A 16,686-nucleotide genomic window follows, 5' to 3' on the forward strand; every position below is an offset into this window, starting at 1 on the left:
TGTCGATAAGTTCACCGAGCAAATAGAACGGCATCCCCGGAGAGTTCCCCAATGAGCAGTGTTGTTGCCATCGTCAAAAGCATTGTTGGTCAAGTCATTGCAATTTCCCCAGAAGGGATCAAGCGCGTACTCATCGAGGGCGATCATCTGCTCGCCGGCGAGCGCATTGAGACCGGGGCTTCGGGTGCCGTATCGCTGCAACTGGCCGACGGCCGGGTGCTGGACGTTGGCCGTGACAGCCAATGGAGTGCCGCCAACCCGCAGATCAGCACGCAGGTAGGCGAAGGCGAGCAGGTCGCCGCTACGCAAGCGCCTTCGGCTGCCGAGCTGCAGCAAGCCATCGCTGACGGCGTCGACCCGACCAAAGCGTTCGAAGCGCCGGCGGCCGGTGTGACCCAGGTGACTGATGTCGGCCCTGGCGGCGAAGCCGGCGGCGGCCACTCGTTCGTGGTACTGGATGCGACGGCTGCGACCGTGGCGCCGACCATCGGCTTCAATACTGCGGGCCTGGACAATGGCGCCGCTGCCGGCAACGAGCAGGCCGAGGCGTTGCCGCTGCGCGCCTCGACCCTGACCCTGAGCGCGACCAGCTCAGTCGCTGAAACCGGCGGTGTGGTGACTTACACCGCGACCCTGACCCAGGCCCCGGTCAGCCCGCTGACCATTACCCTGTCCAACGGTCAGGTGATCACTATCGCGGCTGGCCAGCTGACCGGCTCGGTCAACGTGACCTTCGCCGATACCAACGATGTCTACCTCGACGCCCATACCGTCGCCGTGACCGTGACGGGTACGACTGGCGGTCAAGGTCTGGTGGTCACCACCGACCCTACCCCGGCCACCACCCTGGTCACCGATACCATCGATCCGACCCAGGTCAGCATCACCGCACCGAACGGCACCGTGACCGAAGGCACCTCGGTGACCTACACCATCAGCGTCGCCAACGCGCCGCAGACCAACCTGGTGCTGACGCTGTCCGATGGCAACACCGTGACCATCGCCGCCGGCAAGACCTCTGTCGATTACACCGTCAACGTCGGTGATGCCAACCATGGCGGCCGCGCTGATGACATCTATGCCCAAGGTACGACCACCACGACCCTGACCGTCACCGGTGTGGCCAATGGCGCCGAAGGTAATCTGGAGTCGGTCGTGACGACCGGCGCCACCGTGACCACCTCGATCGTCGACAACACTACCCCGACCCTGATCGGTTTCAGCGACCACACCGCCTCTGTCAACGAAGGCTCGGCCGCCACCTATACCGTCAACGTGCCGACCACCACCGCGCCGCTGACCCTGACCCTGAGCTACAGCGGCACCGCTGTTCCAGGCTCGGCCACTACCGATGGCACCGACGTCACGCCTGGCGGATCGAACATCACCTTCAGCAACATCGTCACCAACGCCGAGACCGGCATCACCACGGCGACCGTGACCGTCGTGCTGCCTGCCGGCCAGAACAGCTTCACGCTCGGCACCCTGACCGACAACCTGCTCGAAGGCACCGAAGGCGTGACCCTGACGCTGACCGGCGTCACCGGTGGCGGCCTGGAAAACCCGACGGTCGACAGCGCGCTGAGCACTGTCAATACCGATATCGTCGACCAGACCGTACCGACTGCCACCGGCACGGGCGGCAATACCACCACGGGCGCGGGCGGCGATTCGGTGGTCGGCTCTGAAGACACTCCAGTCAACCTGACCTGGGGCAACTTCAACGTCCAGCAGGCCGCCCCTGGCGAGACGCCGGATCTGGGCGTCAAGATCACCAGCATTCCTAGCGGCACCCTGGTGCTGACGGTCAACGGCGTTTCGACCACCGTTGCCGCAGGCGACATCATCACCAAGGCCGAGCTCGACAACGGCACCCTGGTCTTCACCCCGGCGGCCAACGCCGCGAGCACCGGTGCCGGTGCGGGTAGCGTGCAGGACCTGTACGGCGCGATCGACTTCCAGCCGGTCAACAATGCTTCTTCCGCCACACCGCTGCTGGGCGCGCAGGCCAGCATCGGCCTGGTGATCAACGCGGTGGCTGATACGCCTACGGTCACGGTCCCTGCCACGATCAGTGGCGCTGAAGATTCGGCGATCGCCATCACTGGCGTCAGCACCGCACTGGTCGACACCGACGGCTCGGAAACCCTGACCACCACCGTCAGCGGCCTGCCTGCCGGTTCGGTCATCACGTACCAGAACGCTGCTGGCGTCACCGTCACCAAGCCAGTCGCCACCGACGGCGCTACCACCGACATCACTGACGCCAACCTGGCGACTCTGGCCGTGACGCCGCCGCTGAACTACAACAGCCAGGCGAACGGCGACATCCAGCTGACCATCAGTTCGTACACTACTGAAAGCAGCAACGGCGCGACGTCCACCCCGAATACCCAGACGGTCACCCTGGTGGTGACGCCGGTCAACGACGCCCCGACTATCGACGCCCCGATCGCTCAGACCACAGCCGAAGACACGCCGCTGATCTTCTCGACGGCCAATGGCAATGCCATTACCGTGGCTGATGTGGACTCCGCCACCAGCCCGATCAAGGTCGACGTGACCGTCTCGGGCGGTGTTTTGGTCCTTGCCGATGGCACCACCAGCACGACTAACAGCGGTGTCGTGACCCTGACCGGCACCCCTGCACAGATCAATGCGCAGCTGGAAGGCGCGACCTTCACCCCGACCCTGAATTCGAACGACACCAACGGTTCTACCGCCGGCCTGTCGATCACGGTCAACGATCAAGGCAACACCGGCGCTGGCGGCCCGCTGACGGCTACCCAGGCCATCGCCATCGACGTCACCCCGGTCAACGATGCGCCGACCATCAGCGCGCCGACCACCCAGACAGTCGCTGAAGACACCCCGCTGATCTTCTCGGCAGCCAATGGCAACGCCATTACCGTCGCTGACGTGGACTCCGGCACCAGCCCGATCAAGGTCGACGTGACCGTGGCGGGCGGTACTTTGGTCCTGGCCGACGGCACCACCAGCGCTACCACCAACGGTGTGGTGACCCTTACTGGCACCCCTGCCGAGATCAACACCGCGCTGGAAGGGGCGACCTTCACCCCGATCCTGAACTCGAACGACACCAACGGTTCTACCGCCGGCCTGACGGTCTCGGTCAACGACCAAGGCAACACCGGTGCTGGCGGCCCGCTGACGGCTACCCAGCCCATCGCAATCGACGTCACCCCAGTCAACGACCCACCGGTCGCCAACAACGACATCGCCACTACGATTTCCGGCAGCCTGCAAGGTAACTACTACGGTTACCAGGAAGGTACCAATGGCCCCAACCTGGGTACCATCGAGCAAGCGCTGAATTTCATCGGCTCGCACGCGGCCAATGCCAGCTTCTCTTCGACGAACGTCAATTACGGTGGCCCTTACGCTGCCGAGACCTTCAGCACCAACTTGGGTACCACCACCAATTTGGGCAAGTTCCTGGGTACGGACAGCAGCTCGCTGACTTACGCCAATGGCACCACTCAAGCCACTACCTCGGACGCTATCGTCGAGCTGACCGGTAAAGTGACCATGGCCGCTGGCGACTACTCGCTGCGTGTCACTGCGGACGATGGTTACGTTGTCTATATCGATGGCAAGCAAGTGGCGGCCGTTGACGCCAACCAGCCCTCGACTACCGATACCTTCACTTTCGCGATCGCTACCAGCGGCGCACATGACATCCAGATCGTCTATTGGGATCAGGGCACCTTTGCGCAGCTCACTGTCGAGGTTGCATCTGTAACCGGTGGCGTCACTGGCGCTTATGGCGTTTTGGGTCAAACCGATGCTGCTTCGCTGTCGCACGAAACCCTGACTACCCTGGAAGATCAGCCACTGGTCATCAAGGCCGCGACCCTGCTGGCCAACGACACCGATGTCGATGGCGACGCATTGACTATCAACACCCTGCAGGGCACTGATGGGAAAACCCCTTCTGCGGTGACGGATGCCGCAGGCAACGTCGTGGGCACCGTGGTACTGGATGGCAACGGCGACGTGATCTTCACGCCGGCCAAGAACATCAATGGTCTGGTGACCTTCAGCTACACCGTCACCGATGGCCAGGCGACCTCCAACACCGCGATCGTCACGGTCAACGTGGTGGCGGTCAACGATGCGCCAACCATCAGCGCACCGGCTACTCAAACTGTCGCGGAAGACACCCCGCTGACCTTCTCGACGGCCAATGGCAACGCCATTACCGTCGCTGACGTGGATTCGGCCACTAGCCCGATCAAAGTCGATGTGACGGCAACGGGCGGTACTTTGGTCCTGGCGGACGGCACCTCCAGCGTGACCAACAATGGCGTGGTGACCCTGACCGGTACCCCTGCTCAGATCAACGCCCAGCTCGAAGGCGCGACCTTCACGCCAGCGCCGAACTTGAACGACGCCAACGGCACCGCTGGCCTGTCGATCTCGGTCAACGACCAAGGCAACACCGGCATCGGCGGCGCACTGACGACCACCCAAGGCATCACCATCGAAGTGACCCCGGTCAACGATGCGCCGACCGTCAGCATCGGTGGCGATGGCGTGACCGACAGCAGCGTGCGCTTCACCGAAAACGGTGGCGCCGTCGCGTTGGTGCAGAACGTACAGATCAGCGATGCCGCCGACCAGAACGTCAACATGAGCAAGGCCACCGTGGTGGTCGATGGCACCAAGGCCGGCGATGTCGTCACCTCGAGCCAGTTCAGCATCACCAGCTCCGACGCCAACGGCGTGATCTCCGGCACCAGTGCCGAAGGCATCACCATCACCCGGACCGGCTCGCTGGCAGATGGCTTCACCTACACCCTCAGCGGTGCCGGGACCATCACCGACTACAAAGCGCTGATCGAGTCGCTGACCTTCAACAACACCGTGGCCAACCCGGATTCGTCCGACCGCACCGTGTCGATCACCCTGACCGATGCGGGTGGTACCAACGTTACCGACGTCGCTCTGGATTCCAACACCGCTACCAGCACGATCAGCATCAACGATGCGCCGATCGCTGTCGCCGCACCGGCCGACGGCGCCAATGAAGACAATCTGGTCACCGTGCACCTGAGCGGTAGCGACAGCAACGCCGGCGGCTCGGTGGCCAGCTTCACCATCACCAGCGCGGCGGCCCACGGCACCTTCTATAGCGATGCCGCCGGCGCTCACGCCCTCGACCTGAGCCAGGCCATCGCCGCCACCAGCAACAGCGCAACGGTGTACTTCAAGCCGGACGCCAACTGGAGCGGTGACACCACCTTCAGCTACACCGCCACCGACAACGAAGGCGTGGTCAGCACCGTGCCGGCCACTCCGACCATTTCCGTGATTGCCGTGGCCGACGCCGCGATCATCACGGTGTTGCCGGCAGTGACCAGCCAGACTTTCAGCGGTGACGCAGTCGCTACGCTGTTGGGCGGCGGCAGCGGTGCTTCCGCGCAAGCCTTGGTCGATGCGCTGAACAAGGCCTCAGCCGCAGGCTCGGGCACTACCTCCCTGCCTGCCACCGCCAGCTTTGCTCAAGGCGATGTTGCGCCAGGTGTGGCCACCAAGATCGACTCCCAGGTCTACCTGGAGGCCGGCAAGACCTACACCTTCAGCGGCACCGCCGATGACAGCTTCGCGCTGACCATCAACGGCCAGCTCGTTGCCACCAGCCAATCCGGTACCTGGCAGATCAGCGGCAGCTACACGCCGGCCACCTCGGGCTACTACGACCTGAGCGCCTACCACTTCAACCAGGACGGTCCGGGCTACTACGGCGTGCAGGTCTCCGATGGCTCCAGCGCGCCTGTGGATCTGGGCAGCAGCGGCCTGGTGGTCGAGCCGGCCGCACTGAACACCGGTAACGAAGATTCGATCATCAAGCTCGCGCCGATGACCATCACGTTCCCGGACACTGACGGCTCGGAAACTCACGTCGTGACGCTGAAGGGCTTGCCGGAAGGCACCCTGGTCACCGACAGCCACGGCAACACCGGCACCGCGGACGCCAACGGCAACCTGGTCATCACCGGTTGGGACAGCTCTGCCCTGAGCTTGCAGACGCCGGCCAGCTACAACGGCAGCTTCACCGTGACCGTGCTGGCCGAGGCGACCGAACTCAGCAACGGCAGCTACGCGCCAAGCTCGGCCACGCTCAACGTCACCGTGGCACCGGTCAACGACGCCCCCGTGGTCGACCTGAACGGCACCGCCGTCGATGGCATCAATTACACCGCCGTTACCTTCGTCGAGAATGGCGGGCCGGTCAGCATCAGCAATAACCTGAGCATCACCGACCCGGATACCGGCACCAACCACGATGCCAATGGCAACGTGATCGTCAGCAACCTGCAGTCGGCCACCATCACCCTGACCGGCTACGTTGCTGGCGACGAGCTGACCGGCGTGCCAAGCAGCACCAACAGCATGCAGGTCAAGACCGAAGTCGTGCAGGTGGATGGCAAGGACGCGCTGCAGGTGACCATCACGGCCACCCTGACGCCGGCCGAATACCAGACGATCATTTCCCAGATCGGCTACCAGAGCACCAGCGAAACCCCAACCGCCGGCGTGCGCACCGTGACCGTTTCGGTCGTGGACGATGGCGGCCTGTCTTCTGCTGCGGCCCAGACCACCATCAACGTCACCCCGGTGAACGATGGCCTGAACGCTGTGACCAGCACCGTGACGGGCGCGGAAGACACCCCGCAAACCCTCAAGTGGGCCAGCTTCAGCACCGACGACAGCGACTTCAGCAATGCCAACATGGGCATCACCATCACCAAGCTGCCGGTCGCCGGTAGCCTGACTCTGGACGGCAACGCCGTTACCGTGGGCGAAGTGGTCAGCCGGGCCGATATCGAGGCCGGCAAGCTGGTCTTCACCCCGGCTGCCAACGAGTCGAGCGGTGGCACCGCTGGCGCCCTGGGCAACATGGGCACCGACTACGCGACCCTCGAGTTCGCGCCGACGCAAAGCACTACAGTCAATGGCGCCACCACCGTGCAGGTCGGCACCGCGGGCGTCTTGACCCTGGACGTCACGCCCGTAGCCGATACGCCGATCATCACCTTCGGCAGCGCTCGCGACGGGATCACCACGCACCTGTCCGATGTGCAGCTGGACGGCCAGAGCTGGAGCGGCAGCGTCCTCGTCGGCAGCTTGACCAACGACACCACCCCGACCGCCAACGGTTCGATTTTCGGCGGTGGCACCAGCGTCTGGAGCACCGGCAACTCGGTCAATGGCTCGGGCCAGGTCGAAGTCGGCCAGGTCGGCGTGTATGGCGCTGGCAACGGCACCACTCAGGTCATCGAGCTGGAGCGCAACGCGGGCGACCAGTCCAACCTGTACACCACCATCGACGCCAAGAACGGCGCGCTGTACACGGTGACGGTGGACTACGCACCGCGCGGCAGCGATTTCGCCGGCTCGCTGATCAACGTGATGTGGGGCAATACTGTCGTCGGTACGCTGAGCGCTACCACGGGCGGCCTGCAGTCCTACACCTTCAATATCCCGTCTTCGAGCACGGGCGATCAGGTGCTGAGCTTCCAGGCTGTCAATGCCGACGGCTCGAACGGCAGCGACAGCTACGGCGGCCTGTTGTCCAACATCACCGTCAGCGAAGTACTGAACCAGGGCCTGGAGGATCACGCGATCCTGCTGTCCAGCATCAATGCGGCGACCGTCGACACCGACGGCTCCGAAACCATGAAGATCACCCTCAAGGGTGCACCGGTAGGCTCGGTGATCACCGATGGCACCGCGGCCCACACGGTGACCATCACGGCCGCCAACGTTGGCAACGAGATCGACATCAGCGACTGGTCGCGCTCGACCATCACCCTGACCCCGCCGGCCAACTACAACAGCACTGACAACGGCGACATCAAGCTGATCGTCACCGCAACCTCCACCGACGGCGCGTCGGTGAGTGCACCCGTGACCGCCGAGCTGGACGTCAACGTCATCTCGGTCAACGATGCACCTGTGGTCGATCTCAACGGCGCGGCGGCGGGCACCGATACCGCTGCGGCCTACACCGAACATCAGGCCGCGATCAACATCGCTGGCGCCGACTTCACCATCACCGACGTCGACCAGGGCAGCACCGTCGGCTCGGCCACCATCAAGGTGACCAACATCGTCGCTGGCGATCTGTTGGCGCTCGACACCAACAGCGACGTGGCCAAGGCAGCTATCGCCGCCGGCCTGACCATCGCTCAGAATGCTACTACCGGTGTGATCACCATCACCGGCACCGCCACCCACGAAGTGTATGAAGACCTGATCAAGTCGATCACCTTCAGCAGCAACGGCGCGACGGTTTCGGGCACTCGCGACATCACCGTTTCGGTAAATGACGGCACCGGCGCAACGAACTCCGAATCCAATGTGGCGACCCTGGCGGTCAACGTGACCGCGGTCAACGATGCACCGACCATCACTGTCGTCGCCAACCCGATCACGGAAAACAGCGCCCACGGCAACGATGTGGCCGCGACCTTCACGACTGCCGATCCGGACAGCCCGAACCTGACCGTGAACTTCACCACCGGCACCAACGTCGATCAGTACTACGCCATCAGCGGCAACACCGTGGTGCTGACCGACAAAGGCGCGGCCTTCGTCAACGCGGGCAATGCACTGCCTGCTGTAGACCTGACCGTAAGCGACGGCACCCTGACCGGCAACGGCTCGGCAACTCCGCCAGTGACCTTCGTCAACGACGCCCCGGTTGTGGCCGATACCGGCAGTTCCTACACCGAAGGCGGCGCTGCCGTTGCCTTGGTCAACGGCTTCACCATCACCGACGAAGACAACAGCGTTGCTGGCAAGCAGATCCACGGCGCGACCATCACCCTGAGCAACTACCAGGGCACCGATGTACTGACCTCGAGCCACGTGGTGGGCGCAGTCGGCACCAGCGGCAGCACTGATGTCGCGGGCGTGACGTACAGCACCTCGATCAACGGCACCACGCTGACCATCACCCTGAGCGGCGATGCCAGCCACGCTGACTACCAGACGCTGATCAACTCGCTGCAATACAGCAGCACCAGCCAGAACCCGGACACCACGCCACGTACCGTGACCGTGCAAGTGACCGATACCGGCTTGAACAGCGACAACGTAGGTGATGCAGCGTCCAACGTCGCGACCAGCACCCTGAACATCACGGCAGTGGACAACGCGCCAGTCGTGACCGGCAGCAACGTCACCTTCACCGAAGGCGATGCAGCCAAATCGGCCGTGGGTACCTTGGCGATCACTGACGCCGATGACAGCACGCTGAGCAAGGTCGTCGTGACCCTGAGCAGCCTGCAGGCTGGCGACGTCGTCGCCATCGGCGCGCAGAACGGCATCAATGTCGCGGCCACCGGTTCGGTAGCCCAAGGCACCGTGACTTACACCTTGACCGGCACCGCCGATATCGCCGCCTACAAAGCGCTGATCTCGTCGATCACCTTCGCTGCACCGGGCGACAACCCAGTCGCGGGCACCCGTGACGTCTCGGTCGTCGCTACCGATAACGGCGGCAACACCACCACGCTGCTGACTGGTTCGGAAAGCAACAGCATCACCGTGGTGGCGGTCAACGATGCACCTATCGCGGTAAACGACGTTCCGGCCCTTAACATTGCCGGCCTGCAAGCCAACTACTACGGCTACGCGCAGAACAACACTACGCAACCGAACCTGGGCACGATCAAGCAGGCCACGGACTACATCGCCGCGCACACGCCGGATGTGACCTTCTCGGCGACCCAGCTGAACTATGCCGTCAATGGTCCATTGGGCAGCAGCGGCGACCTCGCGACGTTCCTTGGCACCAACGGGACTAACGCCACCAACGTTGTCGGCACTCAGCCGAACACCTCGGATGCGATCGTCGAACTGTTCGGCAAGGTCAACCTGAACGCCAACACCACCTACACCTTCAAAGTCACTGCGGATGACGGCTACACCGTCCTCATCGACGGCAAGGCGGTGGTTTCGGTCAGCCAGAACCAGAGCGCCACGTCGAATATCGGCACCTTCACGACCGGTAGCACCGCTGGCGCGCACGACATCCAGATCGTCTACTGGGATCAAGGTGGCGTCGCCAAACTGTTGGTGCAGGTGAGCACCGATGGCGGCAATACCTACAGCACCCTGGGCTCCACTGCGGGCACGCTGACGCACTCGACCCTGACCACGCTGGAAGAAACCCCGTTGGTGATCAAGGGCGCCGACTTGCTGAGCAACGACAGCGATCCTGATCATGACGTCATCAAGATCGACAGTGTGACTGCCACCAGCGACACCCATGGCACCGTGGTCTACAACGCTGCCACCGGCAACGTCGTGTACACGCCAGAGACCAACTACCAAGGCGCCGCGAGCTTCAGCTACACCATCAGCGATCCGAGTGGTTTGACCTCGACGGCGACCGTTACCGTCAATGTCGTCAACGTCAACGATGCGCCTGTGTTGGACTTGAGCCCGAGCAACACCACCACGGCCGATACCACCACCGGCTTCACCGAGAAAGGCGGTGCGGTTGCCATCGTGGCTAACGCTCTGATCACCGATGTCGACAGTGACAACCTGAGTGGCGCTACCGTCACCCTGACCAACGCCAAAGCATCTGATGTCCTGAACATTGGCAGCTCGACTTCGACCTCAGGTACCACCAACGGCATCACCTGGAACATCGTCAGCACACCGGCTACCGGCACTGCCAGCAGCATCGCCGTTACCCTGACCGGTACTGCAACCAAGGCGACGTATCAGAACCTGATCGACTCGATCACCTACAACAACACCAGCGCCAACCCTGACACCACGGCACGTTCGGTGACGGTTGTCGTGAAAGACGATGATGGCCTGGCGTCGAACACCGCGACTTCGGTGATCAGCGTCAGTGCGGTCAACGATGCACCGGTCGTGGCCGGCAGCAACGTGACCTTTACCGAAGGCGATGCCGCCAAATCGGCTGTCGGCGCCCTGGCGATCACCGATGCTGATGACAGCACCTTGAGCAAGGTCGTCGTGACCTTGACCAACCTGCAGGTTGGCGACGTTGTGGCCATCGGTGCGCAAAACGGCATCGCGGTCGCGGCTACCGGTTCGATCGCTAACGGCACCGTGACCTACACCCTGACCGGCACCGCTGATGTCGCCGCCTACAAAGCGCTGATCTCGTCGATCACCTTCGCGGCACCGGGTGATACGCCAGTTGCGGGTACTCGTAACGTCTCCGTGGTCGCTACTGACAATGGCGGCAACACCACTACCCTGCTGACTGGCTCGGAAAGCAACAGCATCACCGTGGTTGCAGTCAACGATGCACCCACCGCAGTCAACAGCACCATCACCGGTACTGAAGACACCGCCAAGGCCATCGCCTGGTCGACCTTCGGCGTCGCCGATGTCGACAGCCCGGCTTCGAGCCTGGGTATCGTCTTCACCGCGTTGCCAGCCAACGGCTCGGTGCAGTATCTGGTCGGTACCACCTGGGTCACCCTGACCGCTGCCGATCTGCAGGGTGGTTCAGCCGCCAAGGTGTTCACCTCGGCCAGCAGCCTGCAGTTCGTCCCGGCCCTCAACGAGTCGAGCAACGGCAACGTCGCCAATGGTGTGGGCAACAACCAGCATGACTACGCCCAGCTGAGCTTCCAGGCCACCGATGGCAGCGGTGCTGCCAACAATGGCCTCAGTGCGGTCAAGACCGTGACCATCGACCTCAATGCCGTGGCCGATGCGCCGACCTTGTCGGTCGCGCTGCCAACGCAGACGTCGACTGGCCTGCTATTGAGCACTTATGTGCTCGACAGCGCCGGCAAGACCACCTTCGGCACCAACGGTAACGGCATCACCGGTACCACGTTGACTGGCGACATCAACACCTACGCGGCCAGCCACACGGCGACCACGTCCGGCACGGTGGTGAAGGACTTCAACTCCACGCACACCACCGGTACCACTACCAGCAACAGCGTCACTGCGGGCACTGCGACCGAAGCCACCGGCCTGGTGTACCTGACCGCCGGCAAGGTCTACACCTTCAGCGGCACGGCGGATGACAGCTTCGCCGTGACCTTGGGTGGCAAGCTGGCCGCCACGGCGACCTGGGGCAACAATTCAGGTGCGATCACCGGCAGCTTCACGCCGACGGTATCGGGCTACTACACCCTGGATATCTACCACTACAATCAATCCGGCCCAGGCAACTACAACCTGCAGGTCTCGGTCGACGGTGCCGCCGCTACCAGCCTGTCCGGCAGCGGCCTGATCACCTACACCAGCACCGCCGATGCCGCGGCCAACGGTGTGACCTTGTCGGCGCTCAACGGCTCGAACGGCGAGGGCTTCTACACCGCCTCGTCGATCAACCACGGGATGGAAAACACCCTGATCAAGCTCAGCGCGATCACGGCGACCTTCTCCGACAACGATGGCTCGGAAACCCACAGCGTGACCTTGAGCGGCCTGCCAACAGGTACTCAGATCTACTCGGGTGCCACGGCGCTGACCGCGAACACGGACGGCACTTACACCGTGACCAACGCGGACCTGAGCAACCTGTCCCTGAAGGCTCCGACCAACTACGTCGGGACCATCACCGTAGTGGTCACCGGGACGTCGATCGAAGGCAGCAACAACAGCACCGCGTCGAGCCAGACCTCGTTCGTGGTCACCGTCGACCAGGCCAACTTCGCGCCGGCCATCGATCTCGACCTCAACAACAGCAGCGGTGCGACCAACAACGATTACGCCGTTGCCTACGCCACACCAGGCACGGCGGTATCGATCGCTGACACCGATGCGACCATTACCGATACCCAAGGTACCGGCACCGTCGCAGGCGCAACGATCACCTTGAACAGTGCGACGGCGGGCGACTCGCTGGCGTTCGGCACCTTGCCGAGCGGCATCACTGGCACCGTAGCGACGTCGGGCAGCAGCATCGTCGTGACCCTGAGCGGGACCGGGACTTACGCGGACTACCAGGCAGCCATCAAGGCGGTGACCTATAGCAACAACGGCTATGACACCACCAGCACTGGCACGCCAGCCGCGCAAAGCACCCGCACCGTCACCGTGACGGTCGATGACGGCACCGGTGCTCTGAATGCCAAGTCGGCGGCGGCAACTACCACTATTACCGTGGCGGCCGAGACCTTCGCCACGCAAACCGGTGGGGCGGGTACCGACACCCAGACGGCCTCCAGCGGCGCCAATACCATCATGGTCGGCGACGTCAGCGGCACCCAGTTGGTCAAGGGTGCCAGCTACAACCTGGCATTCATCGTCGATACCTCGGGGTCGATGAGCGGTACCGTTTCGGGCACGGGCAAGAGCGCACTCAGCGTCGCGATTTCCCAACTCACTCAAGTCTTCAATGATCTGAAGAGCAGCCTGACCGGCGACCATGCCGGTACGGTGAACGTGTTCCTGGAAAACTTCAGCACCAAGGTCGTCTCCACCGTCAGCGTCAACCTGGCGGATGCCAACGCGCTGGATACCTTGATCAATACGATGAAGAGCTATTCGGCCAGCGGTCGGACCGACTACGAAGCTGCGTTCCAGTCTGCCAATACCTGGTTCTCGACGCACACGACTACCGGTGTGACTAACCTGACCTACTTCATCACTGACGGTCAGCCCAACGAGTACCTGTCCAATGGGAATGCGGTTTCGGGCACCACCAGTGCAGCCGTGACCGCTGCGGCTGACGATTTCGCGACGCTCAAGGCCTCGTCTACGGTCTACGCCATTGGTCTGGGCAGCAGTGTCGATGGCACGACGCTGGCCAAGTTCGACACTGACGGCGTGATCCAGAACAACGTCAGCGCCAGCGACCTGGGCACTGCCATCCACAGCAGCACGGCGGCCGTACCCGCAGGTGATGACAGCGTGACGGGTTCGACCGGCAACGACATTCTGTTCGGCGACATGGTGACCTTCACCCCAACCAGCGGTACCGCGGTGGAAGGCGCAGAAGCACTGCGCGCCTATGTGACCTCGGCCACGAACAGCACCTCCAGCGTCAGTGATGAAACGCTGCACCAGTACATCACCAACCACATCACCGAGTTCAACGGTTCCATCGCCACCACGGCGGGCACCCTGAACGTCTCGACAACCGGTGGCAACGACACCCTGCTGGGCGGCGATGGCAATGACATCCTGTTCGGTCAGGGCGGTAACGACACGCTGCAGGGCGGCGCCGGCAACGACATCCTGCTCCCTGGCTCGGGTAACAATATCCTGTCGGGCGGCACTGGCGCAGACACCTTCATGTGGCTCAAAGGCGATACCGGTACCAACGTGATCAAGGACTTCAGCACCACCGAGGGCGATAAACTCGACCTGAGCGACCTGCTGCAGACCGCGACCGTCACCAACATCTCCGACTACATCAAGGCGACCACCGACAGCACGGGCACCACCCTGAGCATCAACAGTTCAGGCAAGATCGCCACGGCCGCGGCGGATGTCACCATCCACGTCGACAATGTGAGCTGGAGCAACGACACCATCAAGTCGCTGGTTGCCGGTACCGATCCGACTATCAAGGTCGATCACCACTGATAGACCAGACACCGCCCGCCCCGTCACAGGGGAGGGCGGCATCGGTAGCCGTAACTTTTGGGCCGGCTCCCACAGCCTCTGCCTTGCGCGGTGGCTGCGGGAGCCGGCTCTTTGGATTTTTACCCACCGGGCGCAGCGGCTTTGCGACCGTCCCAGAAACACCTATGCTGGTCAGCAGTTTCTTCCCGAGGTGAGCCATGTTCTACGTTCAGCGCGACGCAAACGGGCAGTTGTTGCGTGTGGAGGCGGCAGCCTATGCCGAAGCCAACGAGACGCTGCCAGCCGATAATCATGAGATCCAGACATGGTTCGCCAACGCGGCCATCGAGGGCAGCCTCAAGCAGCTCAAGCAGTCCGACCTGGACATGATCCGGGTACTGGACGACTTGATCCAGGTGCTCACCAGCAAGGGCGTGATCCGCGTCACCGACCTGCCGGAAGCGGCCCAGGCCAAGCTCACCGACCGCACCAATGCTCGGGAAGCGCTGGGTGGGTTGAGCCATTTGATCAATGATGAAGAGACTGGGTTGATCTGACCCTGCCTCAGCGACCTGTGCGTTAAACATATTGCAATACAAGGGGCGCAATGCCCCTTGGTTTCCTTGCCTAAACTCGGTTTCCCAGCCCTGAGTGCTTACAGGAATCCAGTAGATGCAATTGGATAAAAACAACGAAATCTCCCTTCAGCGCACGCTCATCGCCCCGTATCCCGATGCGACAGCCATCACCCTCGCGGTGGGCAGCGGCCAAGCGACCGCCAGTACCATCGCTGAGAGCTTTCTGGCGCGCATCGCCGAACACGAACCCCATGTGCAGGCCTTCGCCAGCTTTTCTGCGGACCGCGTGCGTCAGCAGGCAGCGCAATCGACCGGCGGGCCGCTGGCCGGGCTGACGGTGGGGGTCAAGGACATGTTCGATACCGTCGACTACCCCACAGAGTACTTTTCTCCCCTGTACCAAGGCCATCGTCCGGCGCGTGACGCCCATGTGGTGACGCTGCTGCGTCAAGCCGGTGCGGTCGTGATGGGCAAGACCCACACCACCGAGTTCGCCTATATGCACACCGGCCCGACCCGCAACCCTCATGATCTGCGCTGCACGCCTGGCAGTTCCAGTGCGGGATCGGCGGCCGGTATGGCGGCGGGCTTCTTTCCCGTGGCGCTGGGCACGCAGACGGCGGGTTCGTTGATCAAGCCGGCAGCCTTCTGTGGCGTGCATGCCTTCAAACCGTCTTTCGGGCTGGTATCTCTAGAGGGCATCAAGCCGCTGGCTCCCAGCTTCGACACGGTCGGCTGGTATGGCCGCTCGGTACGCGACCTGGCGCTGCTCGGGCGGGTATTGATCCCTGGCCTGCCGTCCGCGCCGACCGTGCGGTCCACGCTACACCTGGGTTTTTGTCGCACTTCGCGCTGGGACAGCGTCTCCCCTGACGTCCGCGAGGCTGCGCGGCAAGCCATGGCGCGATTGCGCGATGCGGGCAATCGCATTTCGGAAGTGGTGCTGCCTCCGCTGTTCGACACCGTCTTCACTGACCACGCATTGATCAACGACTGCGAAGGCGCCCGCTCGTTGGCCAAGGAATACGCCACCGACGCCTCGCGCATTAGCGCCTCCACTCGGGAAATGATCGAGCACGGACAGTCGATCGCCTGGGCCGCCGAGGCCGAAGCGAAGGCGCGCCTGGCCAAGCAGGCACCCGTGCTGGCGGATATCATTGGCGAGTACGACGCGTTGCTGTGTGTCAGTTGCCCAACGGTCGCGCTGGCGGGACTGGGCAGCACCGGGCCCTCGGACCTGATCAAGCTGTGGACCGCGTTTGGTCTGCCTCAGGTCAATCTGCCGCTGGACCGGGCGGCGGGGGAGTTGCCCGTTGGTCTGCAAGTCATCGGGGCCTTGCGCGACGATGCACAGCTGCTGGCGGCCGCCGCTGCTTTAGCACGAGACCTGACGTGGGTCAGGCCGTGATGGCGGGTTCGCCGGCGAGATAAAGCACCATTGCCGATAAGTGATGCAGGCAAATTGTAACTATTGACTACAAGCGCACCTTGCCGGAATATAGATAGTTAGCAAACTATGAATATCCATAGTCAACTCTCTGCCCATGACGCTCGG

Annotated in this window: 3 protein-coding genes; all 3 read left to right on the forward strand. The window is 63.0% G+C overall.

The annotated features are described in order from the left end of the window. Positions 1-51: 51 nt before the first annotated feature. The 3 genes from LIX93_RS17695 to LIX93_RS17705 all read left to right on the forward strand — a co-directional run bounded on the left by LIX93_RS17695 (position 52) and on the right by LIX93_RS17705 (position 16,539). Positions 52-14,574 carry a tandem-95 repeat protein gene (locus LIX93_RS17695; protein ID WP_226505351.1) on the forward strand — a complete coding sequence of 4,841 codons (14,523 nt, stop codon included), beginning with the start codon at positions 52-54 and terminating at the stop codon, positions 14,572-14,574. Between the two features lie 197 nt (positions 14,575-14,771). Continuing rightward, positions 14,772-15,110 carry a tryptophan synthase subunit beta gene (locus tag LIX93_RS17700; protein ID WP_226505352.1) on the forward strand — a complete coding sequence of 113 codons (339 nt, stop codon included), beginning with the start codon at positions 14,772-14,774 and terminating at the stop codon, positions 15,108-15,110. Between the two features lie 115 nt (positions 15,111-15,225). Beyond that, positions 15,226-16,539 (forward strand): amidase, encoded by a 1,314-nt coding sequence (locus tag LIX93_RS17705; RefSeq protein ID WP_226505353.1) that lies wholly within the window; start codon positions 15,226-15,228, stop codon positions 16,537-16,539. Positions 16,540-16,686 lie beyond the last annotated feature (147 nt).

This window comes from Pseudomonas sp. MWU16-30317 (genome assembly GCF_020515695.1).
Taxonomy (GTDB): Bacteria; Pseudomonadota; Gammaproteobacteria; order Pseudomonadales; family Pseudomonadaceae; genus Aquipseudomonas.